At 38.5% G+C, this 23,394-nt stretch carries 19 protein-coding genes and 1 pseudogene; 4 read left to right on the top strand and 16 right to left on the bottom strand.

Annotated features, from left to right (window positions below; all coding sequences use genetic code 11):
• The first annotated feature begins 226 nt into the window (after nt 1–226).
• Nucleotides 227–802 (top strand): dihydrofolate reductase family protein, encoded by a 576-nt coding sequence (locus tag J7E66_RS20140; protein ID WP_215003131.1) that lies wholly within the window; start codon nt 227–229, stop codon nt 800–802.
• 393 nt (nt 803–1,195) lie between these two features.
• On the opposite strand, the gene J7E66_RS20135 is transcribed toward J7E66_RS20140, so the two are convergent.
• The 3 genes and pseudogenes from J7E66_RS20135 to J7E66_RS20125 all read right to left on the bottom strand — a co-directional run bounded on the left by J7E66_RS20135 (nt 1,196) and on the right by J7E66_RS20125 (nt 3,064).
• Nucleotides 1,196–1,843: a hypothetical protein gene (locus J7E66_RS20135; protein ID WP_215003129.1), complete on the bottom strand. Its 648-nt coding sequence runs from the start codon at nt 1,841–1,843 to the stop codon at nt 1,196–1,198.
• A 547-nt stretch (nt 1,844–2,390) separates the two neighbouring features.
• Nucleotides 2,391–2,867, bottom strand: a pseudogene (locus tag J7E66_RS20130) (IS110 family transposase); the annotation flags it as partial.
• A complete protein-coding gene (locus J7E66_RS20125) occupies nt 2,825–3,064 on the bottom strand; it encodes a hypothetical protein (RefSeq protein WP_215003127.1) in 240 nt (79 codons plus the stop codon). The pseudogene J7E66_RS20130 and the gene J7E66_RS20125, both read right to left, overlap by 43 nt.
• 368 nt (nt 3,065–3,432) lie before the next feature.
• Between J7E66_RS20125 and J7E66_RS20120 the strand changes: the two genes are divergently transcribed.
• Entirely contained in the window at nt 3,433–3,858 is a 426-nt protein-coding gene (locus tag J7E66_RS20120; protein WP_215003125.1) for a hypothetical protein, read from the top strand.
• Nucleotides 3,859–4,086: 228 nt separating this feature from the next.
• Here the strand turns inward: J7E66_RS20120 and J7E66_RS20115 are convergent, their stop codons facing one another.
• From J7E66_RS20115 to dapA, 7 genes are all read right to left on the bottom strand, one after another.
• Nucleotides 4,087–5,070 carry a proline dehydrogenase family protein gene (locus J7E66_RS20115; RefSeq protein ID WP_215003123.1) on the bottom strand — a complete coding sequence of 328 codons (984 nt, stop codon included), beginning with the start codon at nt 5,068–5,070 and terminating at the stop codon, nt 4,087–4,089.
• A gap of 112 nt (nt 5,071–5,182) precedes the next feature.
• Complete coding sequence (locus J7E66_RS20110; RefSeq protein ID WP_215003139.1) at nt 5,183–5,869, bottom strand: FadR/GntR family transcriptional regulator; 687 nt, start codon at nt 5,867–5,869, stop codon at nt 5,183–5,185.
• Between the two features lie 124 nt (nt 5,870–5,993).
• Entirely contained in the window at nt 5,994–7,121 is a 1,128-nt protein-coding gene (locus tag J7E66_RS20105) for a glycerate kinase family protein (protein ID WP_215003121.1), read from the bottom strand.
• A gap of 155 nt (nt 7,122–7,276) precedes the next feature.
• Nucleotides 7,277–8,629, bottom strand: coding sequence for a glucarate dehydratase (gene gudD, locus J7E66_RS20100; RefSeq protein WP_215003119.1), 1,353 nt, complete (start codon nt 8,627–8,629; stop codon nt 7,277–7,279).
• 88 nt (nt 8,630–8,717) lie between these two features.
• The gene (garR, locus tag J7E66_RS20095; protein ID WP_215003117.1) at nt 8,718–9,602 is read right to left on the bottom strand and encodes a 2-hydroxy-3-oxopropionate reductase; all 885 of its coding nucleotides are present in this window, start codon (nt 9,600–9,602) and stop codon (nt 8,718–8,720) included.
• A gap of 77 nt (nt 9,603–9,679) precedes the next feature.
• Nucleotides 9,680–11,005: a gluconate:H+ symporter gene (locus tag J7E66_RS20090; protein WP_215003115.1), complete on the bottom strand. Its 1,326-nt coding sequence runs from the start codon at nt 11,003–11,005 to the stop codon at nt 9,680–9,682.
• A gap of 25 nt (nt 11,006–11,030) precedes the next feature.
• Nucleotides 11,031–11,927, bottom strand: coding sequence for a 4-hydroxy-tetrahydrodipicolinate synthase (dapA, locus tag J7E66_RS20085; protein ID WP_215003113.1), 897 nt, complete (start codon nt 11,925–11,927; stop codon nt 11,031–11,033).
• Between the two features lie 212 nt (nt 11,928–12,139).
• Between dapA and J7E66_RS20080 the strand changes: the two genes are divergently transcribed.
• Together J7E66_RS20080 and J7E66_RS20075 are read left to right on the top strand one after the other, a co-directional pair.
• Nucleotides 12,140–13,189, top strand: a complete 1,050-nt coding sequence (locus J7E66_RS20080; RefSeq protein ID WP_215003111.1) for a CdaR family transcriptional regulator — start codon at nt 12,140–12,142, stop codon at nt 13,187–13,189.
• Between the two features lie 271 nt (nt 13,190–13,460).
• Nucleotides 13,461–13,916, top strand: a complete 456-nt coding sequence (locus tag J7E66_RS20075) for a S1 domain-containing RNA-binding protein (RefSeq protein ID WP_215003109.1) — start codon at nt 13,461–13,463, stop codon at nt 13,914–13,916.
• Between the two features lie 149 nt (nt 13,917–14,065).
• Here the strand turns inward: J7E66_RS20075 and cysI are convergent, their stop codons facing one another.
• From cysI to adhE, 6 genes are all read right to left on the bottom strand, one after another.
• Nucleotides 14,066–15,784 carry an assimilatory sulfite reductase (NADPH) hemoprotein subunit gene (gene cysI, locus J7E66_RS20070; RefSeq protein ID WP_215003108.1) on the bottom strand — a complete coding sequence of 573 codons (1,719 nt, stop codon included), beginning with the start codon at nt 15,782–15,784 and terminating at the stop codon, nt 14,066–14,068.
• Nucleotides 15,785–15,811: 27 nt separating this feature from the next.
• The gene (locus tag J7E66_RS20065) at nt 15,812–17,629 is read right to left on the bottom strand and encodes an assimilatory sulfite reductase (NADPH) flavoprotein subunit (RefSeq protein WP_215003106.1); all 1,818 of its coding nucleotides are present in this window, start codon (nt 17,627–17,629) and stop codon (nt 15,812–15,814) included.
• A gap of 312 nt (nt 17,630–17,941) precedes the next feature.
• Entirely contained in the window at nt 17,942–19,087 is a 1,146-nt protein-coding gene (gene ftsZ, locus J7E66_RS20060; protein WP_215003104.1) for a cell division protein FtsZ, read from the bottom strand.
• 454 nt (nt 19,088–19,541) lie between these two features.
• Nucleotides 19,542–20,045 (bottom strand): DinB family protein, encoded by a 504-nt coding sequence (locus tag J7E66_RS20055; protein ID WP_215003102.1) that lies wholly within the window; start codon nt 20,043–20,045, stop codon nt 19,542–19,544.
• 102 nt (nt 20,046–20,147) lie between these two features.
• On the bottom strand, nt 20,148–20,675 hold the full coding sequence (hpt, locus tag J7E66_RS20050; protein ID WP_215003100.1) for a hypoxanthine phosphoribosyltransferase: 528 nt from the start codon (nt 20,673–20,675) through the stop codon (nt 20,148–20,150).
• A 79-nt stretch (nt 20,676–20,754) separates the two neighbouring features.
• The gene (gene adhE, locus J7E66_RS20045) at nt 20,755–23,358 is read right to left on the bottom strand and encodes a bifunctional acetaldehyde-CoA/alcohol dehydrogenase (RefSeq protein WP_215003098.1); all 2,604 of its coding nucleotides are present in this window, start codon (nt 23,356–23,358) and stop codon (nt 20,755–20,757) included.
• Between the last annotated feature and the right edge of the window lie 36 nt (nt 23,359–23,394).

Here is a 23,394-nt window from a genome sequence, read left to right as displayed (position 1 = left end):
AATATTCGGGTTATAGTTCAATTGAAGTAAAGCACCCGTTTGTTAAGTGTAGTTCTTCACAATCTTCTCTTTAACATAACGGGACTGATGCTGGCACCGTCCCATTTTATTTTAATTAGTGTAACTTATAGAACTTTTTTACCAAAATTTATAAAAAATTGGTTATACTTACATTGGAGGTAAAGAAGTATGAAAAAATATCCCTCATGAACAAAGGAGAATAAAAATGAGAAAACTCGTTCTATTTCTGCACGCATCGCTTGACGGTTTTGTAGAAGGTCCGAACGGTGAAATGGACATTGGCTGGGTTTCATACGATGCTGACTTGGAGAAACACGCGAAAGAAATTCTGAGTACTGCCGACACTGTCATATGGGGACGTGAGACTTATCAGATGATGCACAGTTACTGGACATCTGTGCCTTCTGACCCCTCAGCTTCGCAGCATGAACGGAATCATGCCGAGTGGATCGAAAAGACACCCAAAATCGTTTTTTCCACGACGTTGGAGAAAGTCGAATGGAACAATTCCAGACTGGTGAAAGAAGATGTCGAGGAAGAGATCAAGAACCTCAAACTGCAGCCAGGCAAGGATATGGTCATCCTCGGCAGTCCTAGGTTAGCACACTACCTTATGCAGTTTGATTTAATAGATGAGTATAAAATTACGGTTTCTCCCGTCCTGATCGGCAGCGGGTTGCCGTTATTCCAAGGTCTCAAGGAGAAGATCAATCTTAAACTGATCGAAAACAAGACATTTGATTCTGGAGCCATAGCCCTCGTTTACCAAACGGTTAGATGATCTTTTCTCCTAAAGCAGATTATGACGGATACCATAGCTCAATAAGCCGCCTCTTCAACGAGGCGGTTTTCTTATCGTAAAGATCAACATCAGGATTTAATATAGCCTAAATCTAAGATGATGACGCAAACATTAAGTAAATCATACCGGTAAAACAATTTGGGTTAAGGATACCTAAAAAAATCAAAATCAAGCAATCAAAAGCTAATGAAAAAAAGAGCGAAATGAAAAATTGGTATGGAATGATTACTTTAACCTTAAAGTTTGAAAAAATAAAATCTTTTAGAAAAAAGAGAACAGCAAAAAAAGACCACATTTAGGTCCGGAAATTCAGTTTCTTTAAGTAAAGCACCCGTTAGCTGAATAAGAAATGATTGTAGAAAATTAAAAATATTAATGAATGCTAAGTTTTTTTTCGCAATACTCTACGATATATTCATAAATACCTTTATTCCCATTTTTCAGGGGCCCTGTGTCACCTCTACTTATTAACTCATTAGCACTATTTAATGCACTAATGTATTTTCCACTATGTAAATAGGCTAACATTTTCATCAGGTCTTCGTGGTAAAAATCTGTTTGTTGTATAACGAACTTATTGAAATTATCTACATTATTTTCCATTGAATTTATAAACGTCTTGAAAGTATCAATAAATCCTATTACAGTTTGTCGAATATCATCTTCAATTTTCTCTAAACTGTATTCAACAATCCTAATCTCTTTTATAGTATAGATTGGAGCTACAAAAGCTCCTACTGCTCTTAAGCTCATAGGTTCTTTTGCATTTGCCTGCATATCAAATACTTCCCAAAATAGATCATCATAACTAAAAGGTTTTATATTACAATTCATACTAATTGAAATTTCAGTATCATCTGTAAAATTTGTTGAATAGACTCCCTCTACAAAAAAATCTCCTACTTTTTTAAATAAGCAGATTGACCTTTTTTTTAAACCAAATTCTTTAGCTAACTCTCTCATAGCCTTTTCTTGAATTTTTTCAATTTCTTTAAATAGAGCCTTTTGTTCTTTTTTCAAAAAAATCGTACCCTTTCTTATTTAGTTTTTTTATCTTTATTTGTATGAAATCATATGTTAAATCTCATAGGAACAAAAATACTTTAACAAAAATTCGCACCATTATCCCCATTTTTTTATAGGAATTCTTATTCAACTCCCTCAGCTTGATACGAATATCTCTTGAATGCTCACTTATTCGCAGGATTTCATAACCTCTATAAATAGAATGACGGGTAATTGGAATGAATTCAGATCATTTGGCTTCGTGAAGGCATAGTTAAATAAAGGAGTTAGCTACTACTCCATATTTTACCATATAATGTACATCTCCACGCCGCCCCTGGAGGCTTTCCCTCCCATGTCTCAACGGGTCAATTGCCCTCTCATTCCTTCGTCATGCCTATCCAAGGGGTGGAGGCCAGTTATGCTAACCTGATGGGTCACAGTGCCCTTTTGTTGAATAAACCTGGTACTCCGTACATATTTGAAATCCTACGAATAAGACAACATTCAAAATTAAAGTCTATTATTTAATTGATATATTTAATAAACTAATGTTTTATTTCTAAGCAGCTAAAGGGATTAATTCTTGTAGTTTATTAGGACAGTAAGACTCGTTTCGTCGTGCTATTCCTACAAAAATCCTTGCTAGTTTACCGATCAGTTTCATTATTGATTTCATTTTCTTTATCTTCTTGACCTTCACATTATGGGAATGTAGGGCTTTAAATTCAGGGTTATTCATCACAAGGCTCATGGTTGCTAAGTAGAGGAAACGTCGTAGTCTCGACCTTCCACGCTTCGAAATAACAATCTGACCTTTCCACTTGCCAGAACTTGCTTCAGCTAGATGTAATCCTGCATGACGTAATAGAGAGTTTCCGTGAGAGAATCCACTTAGATCACCTGACTCACCTAGTATCCCAGCTAATGAAATTTCACTTATTCCTTTAATCATAAGTAGTTTTTTTGCAAATGGTATTTTGTTGAGAACTTCTTTTACTTGTTGTTCAACTCTTTCGAGTTGTTTACGAGATAAGTCTTTCCGGTAGTTAAGCGGACAGTTGATTGCTCCACGTTGTAATCGCCTGTAGGTCTTATCGTTATCTCCGTTTTATTTCCAAGATAATTGACCAGTTTTACTTTAATCTTTGGCTCTATTTTTTCGGCTGATACACTTGGTATGAACACGTTAATTAATAGTATAAAGGCAAGAAAACCTGCGCCTAAATTTTTCAAAATCATTCTCCGTTCCTATGAGGATAAAATACTTATATAACGATATTACTTTATTAAACTATTCGTTTACAACATGCTATTATTGGTAAGTCGTTCTACTAAATATAAATAATTGTAGAAATAAAAAACTCACCAAATTAGGTGAGAAAATAGGTTTTCCGACAAATATCTACATATCTCGAGTTGAATCAGCAAACACATTCAAAATATGTTATAATAAAAATAACCTACTGATTTTTCAGTGAGTAACACTAAAGATAGTAGCTCCTAATCGACTCAAATTGCCATAAGTTTCTTAAAAACTGACTCATTGGAAAATCAACTTAATGACTCGGCAACAGAATTTAAAATATAGAAAGGGTGTTTATATGGAAAATTTTATTGAAACGGTTTATTTCTTAGAAAATCCTGAAAAGAATATTATTAAATTTGCAACTGGCACCCAGCTGCGCTATGAGGACGTAATAAAAGAAGTTTTTGGCGTAGCCTGTATCAATGATTTGCATATGATGATCCAGTATAACAAGAGTTTTCAGACAAGCATTTGTAACAGTCATGGCATTAGTGAAAAGAAGATAACTCTTGATAAAATCCTTCGTGTCGCTTCAAAACTGGACATGCTTCGTCTAAAAAAAGAATTGATGGACCAAAAGAATAACTGCCTATATGAAACACCTGCAGATGGTGATTTAGCCATTACTTGCCCTTTTGATGCCACCATAAAGCTTCAAGAAGGTATTTTCCAATGGGATGACAGCAATTTTTCATATAATGCAGTGAAAACTGGTGCCTAATACCTTTGTTGTTAATAAAATAACTAACAAAGGCTAGGTGCCTTTTTTTTGTTTCGGGAGGTTTGGTCCTAAAAAAATCCGATGTTCTAAGGCGACTGCATATCAAAAATAAGTGGTTCCATTGTTTACGCACTTTTTTAGCAGAATTTAAACCCACACAAAACCCCCCCATCTGCTTAAAATGGGAGGTTGAAGGATTGCAGTTAGTTATCGTTGGAATTTAGGTCATTAACGTCGTTTTTTCTTATCCGCCTTAGTCATTCTTCCTAATAGAAATGCCCCTGCTGCTACACCAATCAATGTGTTCGTTTTTTTATTAAAAACTTGTTTAGCGACAAGATTTAAGTTTTGTGGTCTTTCAGCTAGTCGTCTCATAAAATAACCATACCAGTCATTGCCGAAAGGAACATAGGTACAAAAATTGTAGCCTTCACTTGCTAATTGCAGCTGCATATCTTTCCTAAACCCATAAAGCATTTGAAATTCGAATTTCTCATTCGGAATATCGTGCTTCTTAACAAATTCTTTCACATGATTAATAATTCGATGATCATGTGTGGCAATTGAAGTGAATTTACCATTTAATAGATGCCATTCGGTAATCTTGATAAAGTTTGCATCAATATCCTTCTTATCTTGATAGGCAATTTCTGCGGACTCTTTGTAGGCACCTTTAACTAGACGAATACGGAAGTTTTTATATCTTTCAAGGTATTCTTGTGCTTTGTGGAAATAAGATTGAATGACGGTTCCAACATTATTATATTCCAGCGACAGGTCGTCCAATAAATTAAATGTTGGCTCCAGATGTTTGAAGTCCTCCATATCAATATTGACAAAAATATCGTATCGATGTGCTTGATCGACGATTTCTCTTACATTATTTAGACAAAATTCATATTCAATATCTAATCCTACTTGAGTTGGTTTTAAGGAGATATGTGCATCCACTTTATTCTCATGAATCGCGTCGATTACTTTGAGGATTTGTTCTTTCGCAGCTGTCGCCTCTTCTTCTTTAAAAACGAATTCCCCTAAGTTATCAACAGTACAAGAGATTCCCTGAGCATTCAGTTCCTTAATACTTTTAATCATTTCAGGTATATTTGTTCCAGCCACAACACTTTGTGCACCTAATTTTAGGCCGTATTTTTTAGCTGTATTATTTAAAAATTGATTTTGAGATAAGCCGATAAAAATATCTTTCAACATAGCGATTTCTCCTTGCTGTTGTTTTTACGACCATTATAGCATACGCTTTCAATAAAATTTATTTTGCGAATTTTCCAACATAAAATGCGTAACACCGGTTTACAAGTTGGTATTATTTTAATAGTTTCTGTCGTACAGAATCAAGGTGAAGGAACATGTGATGAAATGCTTCAAACGGATCCCTTTTTACCAATGCCTCGTAAATAGCTATGTGTTCTTTGAGTGTTCGCTCACGCTCACGATATTTAATTTCGCTATCGATTTTTTTAAAAGTGATAATTAATGAATCGATCATTCCTTCGACAATTGGATTATCTGCACTTAAGGCAATGGTTTGATGAAATTCCTTATCCGCTTCGACATAGTTATTGTCTTTGCTGTTAGCGATAATATCAATCGTCTCTTTTAATTTTGAAAGCTGTTTCTCACTTATTTTCTCTGCTGCAAGTGTCACTAATCCTAGTTCTAATGCCATCCGTGCCTCTATGATTGCTGGCAAATTATCATGGGCCAGAGCTAACATGACTGAAAATGGATGACTGCCGATTTTATTGTTAAAAAAAGTTCCTTCACGGGTTTTACGTGTTATTACACCAAGTGTATCGAGTGAACTTAAAGCCTCACGTAACACAGGCCGGCTGACATCTAGAACTTCTATTAGTTCCATTTCAGTCGGCAATTTATCACCTGGTTTCAATTGTCCACTAATTAATAAGTTAATAATACTTTCAACAACCTGCTTCGATAAGGTATTTCGATTTACGGATTCTACAATTATTTTTTTCGGAGAACCAACCATCATTTCGCCCCTTGAATTTTTTATCTTTATTTGTAAGACTAATAATATTATACCTATATTAGGCAACAATTTATATGAAAAAAAGCTGTCGAAAGCTCGACAGCTACTTTTTTTGGAATAAATATTATATTTTTAATACCCGGCAAATATTTTCTGCTGTGAAAGCAAGATTTGCTTCACCTGATTCTAGTGCTTCATTTAAAGATGTAACACCCCTTAAAATTCCAATAATTGCGGTGAATCCATGATCATATAATGGCTCGATACCAGTTCCAATTCTACCTGCAAATGCAATGACTGGAATAGAATATTTCTGTGCGATGGTAGCAACCCCAAACGGTGTCTTCCCAAATAAAGTTTGGCCATCAATACTGCCCTCGCCAGTAAAAACATAGTCTGCACCCTTAACTCTTTCCTCAAGTCCAGTATACTCGATTATAAGTTCTACGCCCTTTTTTAAATGAGCATTTAGAAATGCCATTAACCCTGCACCTAGACCACCAGCGGCTCCTGCACCTTCCGTATATGCGATATCCTTTCCGAGTTCTTGCTTGATTAAGTCAGCATAAAGAGCTAAATTTTGATCAAGAAGTTGGACTATTTCAGGTGTTGCACCCTTTTGCGGGCCAAAGATTGCGGATGCACCGTTTTCTCCAATTAGTGGATTCGTGACATCACAGGCTACATCAATTTTGACTTGATTAATTCGGTCATCTAAGCCACTTAAATCAATGGAATGTAATTGACCCAACGCACCTCCGCCAAAGACAAGTTCTTCTCCGTTCTTATCCTTAAATGAAACTCCAAGTGCTTGAAGCATTCCAACGCCGCCGTCATTGGTTGCACTTCCGCCAATTCCTATAAGGATACGGGTTATACCCTTATCTAGGGCAGATTTAATTAACTGACCGGTACCGTATGTTGTTGTGATTAATGGATTGCGATCTTCTGGTTGGATTAATTCTAATCCACTCGCTGTAGCCATTTCAATAACAGCTGTTTGCCCTTCCCCTAACAGACCAAACTCCGCAAATCTTTTCTCTCCTAAAGGTCCTAGAACTTCAGTTTTGATGATTTCTCCATTAGTCATACTAACAAGAGACTCAACGGTTCCTTCCCCACCGTCCGCCATTGGCACGATTACGCATTCCGCATCAGGGAAGACCTTTTGGATTCCTTTCTCCATAGCAAGGGCAGCATTTTTCGCTGTCATGCTTTCCTTAAATGAATCAGGCGCTAACACAAACTTCATAGTAATCTGTCCTTTACACTTTAAGTAGAAAAAATTAATAAATAATTACTCAACCGTTCTATGACAAAGTATGAGTTTAATGGTTTTTTAGTTATGTCCCAACCTTGTAGTAAGAGTAAAAAGTTTAGGGTGACCTTTCAGCCACCCTAATTTTTTTATCGGACTAAACAAGGACGTTTATTATCGAATTTCCAGTCTGAAATTAAGAATTGCATTCCGACTGCATCATCTCGAGAGCCTAGTCCCATGTTGTTATACATTTCATGAGCTTTCATGATTTGATCCATATCCACTTCAACGCCTAGACCTGGTTTGTTAGGAACTGTAATGTCACCGTCAACAATTTGGAATGGCTCCTTAGTTAACCGTTCTGTCCCTTCCTGCCAAATCCAGTGAGTATCTATTGCAGTAATCTCGCCAGGAGCTGCAGCGGCAACATGTGTAAACATAGCCAGTGAGATATCGAAATGATTGTTTGAGTGGGAGCCCCATGTAAGTCCCCATTCATTACACATTTGCGCTACACGTACTGAACCCTGCATTGTCCAGAAATGTGGATCGGCAAGTGGAATATCTACTGATTGTAAGGAAATGGTATGGCCCATTTGACGCCAATCGGTTGAAATCATATTCGTTGCTGTTGGAAGACCCGTTTGTCTTCTAAACTCAGCCATAATTTCACGTCCAGAATAACCATTTTCAGCACCGCAAGGATCTTCAGCATAAGCAAGAATTCCATGCATATCTTTACATAGCTCAACTGCTTCTTTTAATGACCATGCTCCATTTGGATCAAGAGTGATTCTTGCATCAGGAAAACGTTCTTTTAATGCTTTGATGGCTTTCATTTCTTCCTTGCCCTCTAATACGCCGCCTTTTAGCTTAAAGTCTTTGAAGCCATAATGCGCTTGAGATGCTTCTGCAAGACGAACAATTGCTTCCGGTGTTAACGCTTCTTCATGACGAATTCGATACCAATCTACATCAGAATCTTGATTACTATAATAAGGTAAATCAGTCTTATTAGGGTCTCCAATGTAGAACAGATAACCAAGTGTTTTTACTTTATCACGCTGCTGACCTTCTCCTAAAAGAGCTGCAACTGGTACATTTAAATGCTTTCCTAAAAGATCTAGTAAAGCTGCTTCGATAGCAGTTACTGCATGAATCGTGATTCTTAAATCAAAGGTTTGTAATCCACGTCCGCTAGCATCACGACCTGCAAACGTTTTTCTTACATTATTTAAGATATTATTATAGTTTCCAATCGATGATCCTAGTACAAGTGGTTTGGCATCTTCTAAAGTTTTGCGTATCCCCTCACCGCCAGGTACTTCTCCAACACCAACATTTCCATTGCTGTCCTTTAGAATGACAATATTACGTGTAAAATAGGCACCATGAGCACCACTTAAGTTTAAAAGCATACTATCTCGGCCTGCAACAGAGTAAACGGACATTTCTGTGACAACTGGAGTAACATTAACTTGGGTCTGAACTTTATTCATATGGAAGTCTCCAATCTAATTTTTTAGTAGATTTTATTGGTAAGGAAAGTGGTATATATTGAAACACTTCCCTTACACTAAATAAGAACTAGCGACTTACTTCTACGTTAGCTAACTTTTCATAGAACTTCACAAGACTGCTGTGATCCTCGAACTCATGTCCATCGACTTTAAGTGCATACATCATTTCTAGGACAGATGATGTTAATGGAAGTGGTACCCCAAACTCATGTGAAGTTTCAAGCGCATTTGTAAGGTCTTTAATATGAAGGTTAATTCTAAAACCAGGATCAAAATTACGATCTAGCATCATTGGACCCTTTGCTTCAAGAACAGTACTTCCAGCTAATCCGCCGCGGATTGCTTCAAATACTGCAGCTGGTTCCACACCTGCTTTTTGAGATAAAACAAGCGCTTCGGAAACGGCTGCGATGTTTAGAGCAACAATAACTTGGTTGGCAAGCTTTGTGATATTTCCAGCACCAATCTCGCCCACTAGCACAACGGAACCAGCCATTGCATCTAAAACTTCTTTACATTTTTCAAACACTTCTACTTTCCCGCCAACCATGACAGACATTGTACCATCAATAGCTTTTGGTTCTCCTCCGCTAACTGGTGCATCTAGCATATCAACGCCCTTTTCAGCTAATCTCTGATACACTTCACGGGAAACACCTGGTGAAATAGAACTCATGTCAATATATACTAATCCTTCGTGCGCACCTTCTATTAATCCGTTTTCTCCCAAGGCAACTGCTTTTACATTCGGAGAGTTTGGCAGCATGGTAATGACGATATCAGATTTTTCTGCGATTTCTTTAGGAGTAGAACCGAGTTCAGCCCCTAATAGTTCTAATTCATGAACAGCCTCTTTATTAAAATCACTTACAATTAATTGATATCCTGCTTTGATTAAATTTTTACTCATCGGTTTACCCATAATTCCGAGTCCAATAAATCCAATTTTCATTTTTTATTCCTCCTGAAGTATGATCTAAGAAGAAGTAAAAATGTCTTTTTTACTCCCAGCTTAGTCTTTATTTTTTTTTAGCCTACAAACATATTTAGGATTAATACCCCTGCTAAACCAAGGATTGCGAGTGCTGTTGTATAAGTGGTTCTTGTTTTAATCGCTTCACCTACTGATAAGTTGAGATATTCTTTATACATCCAGAACCCAGGGTCAGTAACGTGTGAAAATGCGACACTACCACATGTAACGGCAAGAGTCATTAATTCCATACTAACACCAGAAGATTGTGCGATTGGCAGAACCACACCAGCTGCAGTCATTACAGCTACAGTTGCTGAACCAAGGGCAATACGTAACAATGCTGCAATTAACCAAGCAAGGATGATAGGTGAAATATCCCATCCGCCTGTTAAATCTTTGATATAATCAGCAATGCCGCTATCAACAAGTACTTGTTTAAACGCACCGCCTGCACCGATTACAAGAATGATCATTGCCATCGGTTTTACACTATTTGCACATGATTGCATGACATCTTTTAATGAACGGCCTACTCTAGTGCCAAGAAGATAGAATGAAAGTAAAAGTGAAATCATCAAGGCGATTGTAGCAGAACCAAAGAATTCCATGATATGCCTAAAGCTATTTCCTTCTGGAAGTGCTACTTCACATACTGCAGATATTCCCATTAAGACAACAGGGATAAGGGCAGAAGTAATACTTGCCATGAAGCTTGGCATTTCTTCATCTTTAAAAATTTTCGAACTTCCAAGTCCTTCTGGAATGCTTGGATTCATCTTATTAATGAATGGCAATCTTGGCCAAGTTAATGCGATAAAAGCACCAACAGGAATGGCAATGATGAGTCCGTATAATAATGTTAAGCCCATGCTTGATCCGAAAACCCCTACTACTGCAGCTGGTCCTGGATGCGGCGGTAAAAAACTATGTGTTGTGGATAATCCAACTGCTGTTGGAATTGCTACCCAAAGTAAATTTAATTTTGTTTGACGAGCAACGGTGAAAACTAGAGGAATCAATAATACAAATGCGACTTCAAAGAACATTGTAATTCCAAGGATATAAGCAGCAATCAACATGGCGATTTGTACTCGTTTAACACCCATCTTGTCAATTAAAGTGTTGGCAATACGTTGAGCAGCTCCGGCATCTGCCATTACTGTTCCTAACATGGCTCCAAAACCTAGAATTAACAGCAGGTCATCGAGTTGTCCACCAATTCCTCCATAAATGGATTCCATCAACTTTTCTATTGGCATACCTTGGAGAAAACCTACAAATAAAGCAGCAATGATTAAGGCAATAAATCCATTCATTTTAAGTGGAATCATCAAAATAAGTATGAGGGCAACTGCTAATGCAACATATACTAATGGCATAGTGGTTACTTCCTTCCGCTAGGAATTAATGTGTTTGATATAATTCTAGATCTTTCAGTACATTTACTAATAATCGCTTACCTTCAGGACTCATCTCTCCTGCTGGTGCTAATGCATAACCTACATCAATGCCGACCATTTTCAATCCTTCTTTTAAGACAACTGGGAAGGTCGCTTTATCGACACAGAGTCGTAATGGTGAGAGCTTTAATTGCAATTCTAGTGATTTTTGATGATCACCTGACACAAAAGTATTGTAAATCTCTGAAACTAATTTTGGAGCGATGTTCCCTGTACTTGCAATGGCACCAGTTCCCCCGTGACAGAGCCCTGAGTAAATGAGGGTGTCACGACCTGCTAGAACAGAAAAGGTCTCACGATCAGTAACTCGAAGATACTCAGCCATTTTGGTCATGTCCCCGCTGCTATCTTTAATTCCGATAATGTTGTCCACCTTACTTAATTCCTCGCAAGTCTTGACATCGATTTTCACTTGGGTTCGTGCTTCATTTCCATACAGGATAATTGGTAGATCTGTCGATTTTGCAATCGCTTTAAAATGGTCCATTAATTCACCCTGGTTCGGCGTCAAGAAATAAGGAGTAAGGACAGATAATGCTGACACGCCCCCGATTTCCTGAACCATCTGTGCTGTTTGGATACAGTCTCGAGTGGTAATTTCACTTGCACCACAATAAATAGGGACTCTACCTGCTGTGTGCTCAACTGTCACTTCAACAACACGGCGTTTTTGCTCATTCGTTAATCCATAAATTTCACCGCTGCTTCCTAAAATAAACAGCCCATGGACACCACCTGAAATGGTGTAGTCAATTAATTTTCTGAGTGCATCCTCCATTAATTTCCCACTTTTGTCCAACGGTGTTACTAACGCAGGAATGACTCCTTTTGGTTTAAACATTTTTGTTCCTCCTAGTTCTTCCGATTTGGCATTGGAACTCCATCTAAACGTTTCTTCTTGTTTATTTCTAGTAACCGTTTACATTTATATTGTATAATTGTCTTACAAATAAATCATCATTCAAATTAATAATAAATCTACTATTTATTTGTGCAAATAGACAAGTCTTATTTTATTGTTTTACAAGGCTTTATAATTACGGGGGTAAAACTATGAAAATTAATAAGGTATTAGCTCAAGAGATTGCTAACAAAGTAATGAAGGTCCTCCCCTATAATGTAAATATTATGGATGAAATTGGATTAATTATTGGCAGCGGCGATCAGGACCGAATCGGCACCTATCATCAAGGAGCGATAGCAGCCATTGAGAAAGGCACCATTGTTTCCATTTACAATTCAGATGCTGGAGCAAAGCCAGGAGTGAACATCCCCATCCATTTTAGAAATAAAATTATCGGTGTGATTGGTATTAGCGGCGATCCAAATATTGTTGAGCCTTTTGCTGAATTAGTTCGAGTAACAGCTGAACTATTAATCAACCAAGAGTTTTTATATAAAGAACGTAGAATTAAGGAACAAATGAAGGAAGAATTTTTGTATCACTGGATTTTTCGTAACGAAGAATATGATGAAGCATTTATTCATAGCGGTGAAGCGGTTGGGATAAATCTGGAGCTTATAAGAAAAGCGGTAATCGTTAAAGGCAATAACCTTAAAGAACCGTTTTTACTTGATCAAGAATACACCTTTCGTCTGAGCCAAACTACGATACTGTATATTGTTCCTGAAGACAGTGATATTTTAAAAAGATTTGAAGCTATTGTCTCGAAAAGTGAAACAAAAATCGGAATCAGTACAAGTCACATTCACATAGGCAAGTCGGTCAACGAAGCAAAACGAGCCCTTGATATTGCTGAAAAACTCAGGCTAACCGAATGGCACTGTTATTACAACAATTTAAAATTTATCGACTACTTAACAAATAAAAATATCGAGTTTGAAGAAATTAGTGGATTTTATCGAGACCTTGAAACAAGTCCTAAGGGTATGGAGCTGATTGAGACCTTAATTAGTTTTATTGAAAATAGTGGTGATATGAATGCCATTTCAAAGGAACTGCATATTCATCGGAACAGCTTAGCCTATCGATTACAAAAAATCGAAATCCTAACGAACAAAAACCCAAAAAAATTTACGGATTTATTTGAACTTTTCACTGGATACGTCCTTTATAAAATGAAGTATTGCCAAAAGGGTTAAAACCCAAAACTAGTTGCGAAAAGAAATGGAAAAACAGACTTCACACCGATTTGGTCCTGACAAAGTCACTTCACTCCTTTATTGTCGAATAATATTATTTAACTAAAAATGGAAATAATTATAATCTTTTCCATATAACACATCAATAAACTTTAGAAATTGAGGGTTATATAAAAAAAGATGTCTGGCACTTGATGAAAGAATTGATATTATACCCATCTATTTGTTATAATGAGGTGGTTGTAACATTATTGAGGAGGAACATTTTTTTATGTCAATCGAGGTAGGTACTAAGGTACAAGGTAAAGTAACAGGCATCACTAGTTTTGGGGCATTCGTAGAATTGCCTGGTGGCACAACAGGGTTAGTCCATATCAGTGAGGTAGCGGACAGCTATGTTAAAGACGTAAATGACCATCTTAAAGTTGGCGACCTAATTGAAGTAAAAGTAATTAGTGAGAAGGACGGAAAGACTGCCTTGTCCATCAAAAAAGCTATAGATAAGCCCGAAGGACAAACCTCGTCTTATTCCCAACGTCCACCACGTCAGGGAAGAGTAGATAGCCGTCCGAAAGATTTCCGTGCAAAAGGCGGCAGCAATTTTAAACCTAAAGAAAATTTTGAAGACAAAATGGCTAAATTTTTAAAGGCTAGTGAAGAGAACTTATCCACTTTAAAACGCAGTACTGAAACAAAACGTGGCGGCAGAGGCGGAAGACGCGGATAACTGTATCGTTTTTAATACATCACTATATAGCGAAAGGCAAACGTGTTTTAGGCATGTTTGCCTTTTTTATATGCAGATTAAAAATTCCATATGAGTTAAAAGGCAAAAGAGACAGGGATTTTAATTCCCTGTCTCTTTTAGTTAATTGATTAATTGTGAAAATTGGTACCGTCAGTTGTAGCTTCGATCACACCGGCTCGAATGACATAATCACCGAAGTGCTCGCCTTCTTCCCGTTCTTTTGCATAGCGAGGGAGCAACACTTGCAGTTCGTTTAAAATATCTTCTTCTCCAATGTTTTCACGATACATTTTGCTTAGACGGCTGCCATCATGGGCGGCACCAAGATACATATTGTATTTGCCTGGTGCTTTCCCGATAAAGCCAATTTCCCCAAGGGCATGACGAGCACAGCCATTCGGACAACCGGTCATACGGATGGTAATCTCTTTGTCGCTCAGACCGTTTTCTTCGACAATGGTTTCGATTTTACTGATTAAAGATGGTAAATACCGCTCTGCTTCCGCCATCGCCAAACCGCAGGTTGGAAGTGCAACGCATACCATTGAACTGCGGCGCAGCGCTGAAGCATGCTTGCCATCTGTTAAACCATATTGTTTAATCAAATCATCAATTTTTTTCTTTTCCTGGGTTGATACATTGGCTATAATTACGTTTTGATTTCCTGTTAAGTGGAAATCACCGGTATGAATTTTAGCGATTTCACGCAAGCCTGTCTTCAACTTGTAATCATCAAAGTCTGCGACACGGCCGCCTTCAATAAACAGTGTTAAATGCCATTTCCCTTTTACGCCCTTTACCCAGCCATAGCGGTCACCATTATGGTCAAAATGGTAAGGCTTTGCTTCATCTAATGTCCAACCAAGTCGATGTTCCAATTCAGCCTTAACGGTTTCAAGGCCAAGTCTGTCTACAGTGTACTTGAAACGAGCATTTTTGCGGACAGAACGGTTACCGTAGTCCCGTTGAATCGTAATCGTTTTTTCAGCTATATCATACAATTGATCAGGTTTACAGAAGCCAATGACTTTTGCAAGCTGTGGATAGGTTGCTTTGTCGCCGTGCGACATCCCCATTCCGCCGCCAATCGCTACGTTGAAACCGATAAGCTTATCATCTTCAACAATCGCAATAAATCCAAGATCCTGTGAAAAGACATCAATATCATTGCCAGGCGGAACAGCAATTCCAATTTTGAACTTCCGTGGCAAGTAAAGCGGTCCGTACATTGATTCAACTTCGTCGATCTCCGGTGTTCCGGCTACTTTTTCTTCATCCAGCCATATTTCGTGGTACGCTCTTGTTCGCGGTAATAAATCATTGCTCAATTTTTTTGACCATTCATATACTTCTGCATGAAGCTCCGATTGGTATGGATTAGAAGTACACATGACATTTCTGTTCACGTCTCCGCAAGCTGCAATCGTATCCATCAGCGCGTTATGAATCCCCTGAATGGTACTCTTCATATTCCATTTTAAAATCCCATGCATTTGGAATGTTTCACGAGTAGTCAGTTTTAATGTGCCATTCCCATATTTATCTGCAAGCTCATCCATAACAAGCCATTGATCCGGTGAGGCAACCCCACCAGGCAAACGGACACGCAACATGAATTGGTAGGCAGGTTCTAACTTCTGTTTTTGACGTTCATTGCGGAGATCCCGGTCATCTTGCAAATAACTACCGTGATGTTTCATCAGACGGTTATCATCATCCGGTATACCGGCGCTAATCCGATCGAGCATTACTTCTTTTAGAGTTCCGCGCAAATAATTACTTCTTTCTTTAATACCTTCTACATCACTTGGCGGGCCATCTGGCGCCTTTAATTTTTGATTTACCATGTTGTTAAAACTCCTTTCCATCCCAAATCAGTATACATCACGCTGATAACGTTTTTGCTGCTGCATCTCGGCTAAATAATCTTCGGCCTTTTCACGACTCAAGCCGCCTTCTATTTCAATAATCTCAAGTAAAGTGTTATGAACATCATGTGCCATGTGTTTTTCGTCACCGCAAATATAGAGGTGAGCACCTTCTTGAAGCCACTCAAATAACTCTTGACTATGTTCTAACATACGTTGTTGAACATATACTTTTTGATCTGTGTCTCGTGAAAATGCAACATCCATTTTTGTAAGTACGCCGTTTTCCAGCCACTTTTGCCATTCTGTTTGATAAAGAAAATCCGTCACGAAATGCTGGTCTCCAAAGAACATCCAAGATTTACCTGTTGCTCCGGTTTCTTCACGTTCTTGCATAAAGGAACGAAACGGTGCTGCACCTGTCCCCGGACCTACCATGATAATTGGGGCATCTGCGTTCTTTGGCAACTTAAAGTTTTCGTTATGTTGAATATACACTGGCACTGTTTCGCCTGGCTGCAGACGTTCCGCAGCTAGAATGGAACAAACACCCTTTCTCTCACGTCCATGTGCCTCATAGCGGACCGCACCTATCGTCAAATGGACTTCATCAGGATTTGCAGATAAACTGCTCGCGATTGAATAAAGACGGGACGGCATCTTTCGAAGGATTGAGACAAACTCTTGAGCTGAGCCAATCCATGGTGTAAAGTCCCGAACCAAATCAAGCAAATCACGTCCATCAATGTACGTTTTTAATTGATCTTCATTCCCCGCTGATATAAGTTCCTGTATTTTCTCATTGGCAGAAAGTGATGCTGCCTTCTCAAGAAGCGGTTTGGTTAAGGTCGTTATTTCAAAGTTTGAGAGAAGTGCGTCTTTAAGTGAAAGCACATCTCCCTTTTTATTAACAGTCACCACTTGTTCCGGATCCCAGTTCATTTCTTCTATAAGTAAATGAACTAGCGCGGGATCATTTTCCGGATAAATACCAAGACTATCCCCTGGTTCAAATGTAAGTCCAGAACCTTCGAGTGACAACTCAAGGTGACGAGTTTCTTTATTAGATCCACGGCCGTTTAGATTTATATTTTCAAGTACTTCTGCTTTAAACGGATTGGTCCTTGAATACGTTGATTCAACTAGTTGTGATGCTAATTCTTGTTCAGGAATTGGAATGACGCCCACGGCTTCATTTAGGCTGATAAGGACACCTGCCAGCCATTCAGCTGCTGGCTCATCATAATCAAGGTCACAGTCAAAGCGTGGATATAGCCTTGTTCCGCCTAATTCTCCCAACCGGGCATCGAAGTCTTTACCCGTTTGACAGAAAAACTCATATGAGCTGTCTCCTAGAGCCAAAACGGAGAAGCGAAGATTATCAAGCTTTGGAGCCCGCTTTCCGTTTAGAAACTCATGAAATGACAGCGCGTTATCAGGCGGAGTGCCTTCACCATGGGTACTTGTAACAATCAGCAGGTTTTGGACCTTTTTTAAATTATTAGGTTTAAAATCGCTCATCGACTGAATAGTTACTTGAAAGCCCTCTCCCTCAAGCTTTTTGCCTGCCTTCTTAGCAAGGCCCTGAGCATTACCCGTTTGTGATCCAAAAAGGATGGTCACATCTTTGGAAATCGTTGGGGTGTTCCCTGCTGAAAGTTCTGCCACCTGAATACTTCCTGAACCTGGAACCGAAGCAAATTGGGCTGCTGCCAAAAACCCGCTCAGCCAGACTTTTTGTGATTCTGTCAAGGTAGGCAGAATGCGGTTGAGGAGCTCTGCCTGCTCCTGATTAAAAGGACTGTTCAATACTTGAAGTTGCACCAAAATCCACCTCACAAAGAATTATTAACTTACAGTGATCATTTATTTATCATGACTAGTTTCAACAATCTTACAATACATACTTTTCAGTCAAAAAATGATTAATATAATAATAGTTTTACTATTCCTATAAGTCAAGTCGGTTTTAACGATTTAAACGATTAAAATCAGATTATTTCTTATTTTTATTAAAATATTTTATTGACTATTGCCAAATTATAACAATGGCGCAAGGTAGGAGTTCACCGGGACATCTTCCTATTTAGGCTGTTGTCCTGTGCACACTACTCATTGCGCCGGATGCAGGAAATGCTATCGATTCCTTTTGTTTCGGTTACGCAAAAACGTCGGAATGTCGAGCGAATCCTCTGATTCCTGCCCATATTGATCGTTAACATGAATTGGTTCTTCATGTCTCACTTGCTCACGTCGGGTTGGGGCATTTATTTGTGATTTTGATTGACTTTCCATTTGTGAATGGGTGGATGGTTTGGTTCGTGCCTGTTTATCAACAAAACCAGTAGCAATGACCGTGATCATAATTTCATTTTTAAAATTTTCATTAATAATTGAACCAAAAATCATATTTAGTTCCTTATCTGCTGCAGAAGCCACAAGGTCGGCTGCCTCTTGCACCTCATAAAGACTTAAATCTTTACCACCTGTGATGTTCATGAGTATCCCTTGAGCTCCGTCAATCGATGTTTCTAATAATGGACTAGAAATAGCTTTTTTTGCTGCTTCAACCGCGCGTCCATCCCCTTTTGCAACCCCTATGCCCATTAAGGCTGTCCCTTGATTACTCATGATTGTCTTAACATCTGCAAAATCCAGATTAATTAAACCTGGGACAGCAATTAAATCCGAAATACCTTGAACCCCCTGACGAAGGACATTATCCGCCTCCCGGAACGCTTCAATCATCGGTGTTCTTTTGTCAACAATTTGCAATAATCGATCGTTAGGAACAATAATTAAGGTGTCAACAGCTTCCCTCATTAATTCAATACCGTTTGCTGCATTTTGCGCACGTTTACGTCCCTCAAATCCAAACGGACGAGTAACGACACCGATAGTCAATGCACCAAGTTCGCGTGAAATTTCAGCAATCGCTGGAGCAGCACCGGTTCCCGTACCACCACCCATTCCAGCGGTAACGAACACCATATCTGCTCCTTTTAATACATCTTCCAACTGCCTTCTGCTTTCTTCAACTGCTTTCCTGCCTACTTCTGGATTAGCACCTGCCCCTAATCCTCTTGTCAATTGTGCACCAATTTGCATTTTTATCTCAGCATTTGATAGGTTAAGAGCTTGTGCATCAGTATTCACTGCAATAAATTCGACCCCTTGAACTCCACCTTCAATCATACGATTGACAGCATTATTCCCTCCGCCGCCAACACCAATTACTTTAATTCTTGCAACTTGATCTATATTCATGTCAATATCCCACATATTCTTCCTCCTCATCATGCGTTTATTTAATTGCCTCACTATTCAAAAAAATACTCGTAGACTTATGATCTAATTGAAGATTTTAATGATCTAGTAGTAGAGATTGTTGAATGATTAACTTTACAACTAATCTTTTTTGAGTATGTATAATTTTGCTTATTGATATTTTACCAAAATAATGGAGGATTTAATATAGAAAGGTGACACTTGAATTAGATTATTTTGTAGAAAAATGTAGAAATATTTAACATAAATGCAAAATTAATAAAACGTGCAGAAAAAGTAGTTCTTTTGATATACAACCAACGATATATAAAGAGAAACCCGGTAATAGGATAGCAATATCAAATATATATTAGTTTGCTAGCACTATGATACATTGCACTAGCACGTTAGGCATAAAAATAGCACACCTTTGTTAAGTGTGCTTGAGAGTCTAGTATGTACATTACATTTATAGTGCTGGAGCTTTCATCCCCATTTGACTCCATTCGTTTCTTGATGGGCCATACACTCCAGGGACATTTAATCCAGCTTGGCGCATTAAGACTGTCATTTGTCCGCGGTGATGAATGATGTGTTTGATTAAAAGAGAAAGTGTTATTGCTTTTTGCATATCCATCCCGAAGACATTTTTCATTTCTTTTAAGGATGCATCTGTCCACTGCTTCTTGACAGCGTCCATAGTGTCTTCACTAACCTTGCGAAAGGTGTCCGCTATTTCTTTTGCTGAGGACGGAACCGTACTTGAGTTTTCAACATTTTCAACCGTAACTCCGAACTCGTTAAGCATTTCAGGTGTACTTGTTACGACATGCCATGCTATTCTCCCTAGTGTACGGTCATCTGGGGACACCGCTTGTTGAAGTGAACCATCTGTCAAAGCATCCAAAACCTTTTGCGTAGAAGCCGCTTCTTGATTCCAATCCTCAATAAATTCAGATATAGAAGTATACATTATTCATTCCTCCATCATTCAACAGTTTTACAGTAAAAAGTATATCATTGTTTAATTATATAGCAAAATTTCCCACACGAAAGAAGTTTTAGAACCCAATCCCTAACACTCTTCAACAGTGGAGATATGAGGTAAATTTCTATACTTTTGGGCAAAGTCAATCCCATAGCCGACAATGAACTCATCTGGGATTACAAAGCCAACATAATCCACCGGTAAATCGACTTTTCTTCTTTCGGGCTTGTCTAACAATGTACAAATTTTAATTTGCTTTGGCTTGTGTGATTTTAAATGGTCCCGTAAGAAATGTAATGTCAGGCCGCTGTCGATAATATCTTCAACCACGAGGACATTCTGATTGGTAATATTCGAATCAAGATCCTTCAATAACCTTACTTTTCCTGTTGACTCGGTTTCATCTCCATAGCTGGAAACCGAGATGAAATCAATTTTTATTTCCCCCTTCATCTCACGAATCAGATCTGCAGCAAAAACAAACGACCCCTTCAGGACAACGATGAGGATAATTGCTTCGTTATTAAATTCACTTTCAATTTGCTCTGATAATTCCTTCACTCTGTCTTTAATCTCTGTCTCGGAAATCATCACATCTTTAATTCTGTACCCCACAAAATACACCCTCTTCTTAAAAAATAAAATGCCAATACGAAAAACCAATTAGTTTGATTTTTCGTATTGGCAATGATTATTATACCCCTTTATAGGCTTGGCGGTAAATTTCAGCCAATTCTGTTACTAATGGAAGCTTAGGGTTTGCAGTGGTACATTGGTCTTCGAAGGCCCGGTCTGCTAAATAGTCAACCTTGCTTTCGAACTCGATTTTATTTATATTATTTGCTTCAAGGCTCATTGGAACTTCAAGTTCCTTCGCCAATTTAATAATGGCTTGAACGAGGCTCTCTACACCTTCCTCAGTAGAACTAGCAGGTAAATCTAGTATTCTAGCAATTTCAGCATACCGTTTGTCAGCTTTGAAATGATTGTACTTCGGAAAGGCTGTGAATTTCTTCGGTTTAGTCGCATTATAGCGAATCACATGTGGCATAAGTACAGCATTTGCCCGTCCGTGGGCGATATGGAATTCCGCTCCCAGCTTATGTGCAAGACTATGATTAATGCCTAAAAATGCATTTGCAAAGGCCATGCCGGCAATGGTTGAAGCATTATGGACCTTTTCGCGCGCTTCTTCATCCTGACCGTTTTTGTAGGCTCTAGGCAGGTATTCAAATACAAGCTGGATTGCTTTTATTGCAAGGCCATCCGTGAAATCATTGGCCATACAGGATACAAATGCTTCAATCGCATGTGTCAACACGTCCAATCCCGTATCAGCAGTAATATGTTTAGGCACCGTCATCACAAACTGCGGATCGATAATGGCTACGTCAGGAGTCAATTCATAATCAGCAAGCGGATATTTAATATTGGCCTCTTTATCCGTAATAACCGAGAATGACGTTACCTCCGAGCCTGTTCCAGAGGTGGTAGGAATGGCCACAAATTGTGCCCTTTGGCCGAGATTCGGATATTTAACAATTCGTTTTCGAATATCTAAGAACTTTTGTTTCAAGCCAAAGAATTCTGTATCTGGATGTTCATAGAATAGCCACATTCCTTTAGCCGCATCCATTGCAGAGCCACCGCCAAGCGCAATGATAACATCTGGCTGGAAGTTAGCCATCATTTCTGCACCTTTCATCACTGTTTCAATCGATGGGTCTGGTTCAACCTCTGAGAAAATTTCGCAGTGAACATAATCTTGACGCTTTCTTAAATAGTAAAGGACTTTATCCACATATCCTAATTTTACCATTCCAGGGTCAGTAACAATAAATGCTTTCGAAATTTTCGGCATTTTGGCAAGATATTGAGTTGAATTTTTCTCGAAATAAATTTTAGATGGAACTTTAAACCATTGCATATTAATATTCCTTTTCGCCACTTTTTTAATATTAATTAAGTGAATAGTACCTACATTTGTAGAGACAGAATTTCCACCATACGTTCCACATCCGAGGGTTAAGGACGGCATATAGGCATTGTAGATATCACCGATCGCACCTTGTGAAGATGGGGCGTTGACAATAATACGTCCCGCTCTCATCCGCAGTCCAAACTTCTTAATCACTGTTTGATCAGTGGTATGAATAACAGCTGAATGACCTAGCCCGCCGAACTCCAGCATTTCTTCGGCCCGTTTTAATCCTTCCTCAAGACCACTTACCTTGTAACAAGCAAGCACTGGGCTCAATTTTTCCCTTGAAAGTGGGTATCCTGGTCCTACACCTTTTAATTCTGCAATAAGGATTTTTGTATCATCAGGAACCTTTACTCCTGCTAACTGTGCAATCTTTGAAGCAGCCATCCCAACAATTACTGGATTAACAGCACAGGATTGCTCATTAATAACTAATTTTTCAACCTTCGCTTTTTCTTCTTCATTTAAAAAATAACAATTATTTGCAATCATTTCTTGTTTTACAACGTCGTATATTTCTTTATCAATAATAACTGCTTGTTCGGAGGCGCAAATCATTCCATTATCAAACGTTTTTGATAAAATTAAGTCATTAACTGCCTGATGAAGATTGGCTGTTTTTTCAATATAACAAGGGACATTTCCTGGCCCAACTCCGAGTGCTGGCTTACCTGAACTGTAAGCAGATTTAACCATCCCCGCACCACCAGTGGCAAGAATTAAAGATATTTTTGAGTGGTTCATTAAGGCTTGTGTTGCTTCAAGCGACGGTGTTTCAATCCATTGAATGCAATTTTCTGGTGCACCCGCCTTGATTGCAGCATCTCTAAGCACTCTGGCTGCTTCACTACTGCATTTCTGTGCTGATGGATGGAAGGCAAAAATGATTGGATTTCTTGTTTTTATCGAAATGAGTGCTTTAAACATGGTGGTCGATGTTGGATTGGTTACAGGTGTAACTCCTGCAATCACCCCAACCGGTTCCGCAATTTCAATCATTCCTTCATGTTCATTTTCGTTAATGATACCAACGGTTTTATCATATTTGATATTATGATAGACATATTCAGTAGCAAACATGTTCTTGATGATTTTATCTTCGTACACGCCTCTTCCTGTTTCTTCAACGGCTAGCTTTGCAAGTGGCATATGCTGATCAAGACCGGCCAAGGCCATTTCTTTAACAATATTATTAATCATTTCTTGGTCGAAGCTTCGGAATTCTTTCAATGCTTTTAGACCATTTTCCACCAAAACGTTAACCATTTGTGTTACCGTTTGATTTTCTTTAACTGCCTTTTCTACTACTGCCATCGTAATACCTCCATTTGATTAAGTGTTTGTGAAGTT

The sequence above is a fragment of the Bacillus sp. ISL-7 genome (assembly GCF_018613065.1).
This window is presented reverse-complemented; position numbering and strand designations above follow the sequence as displayed.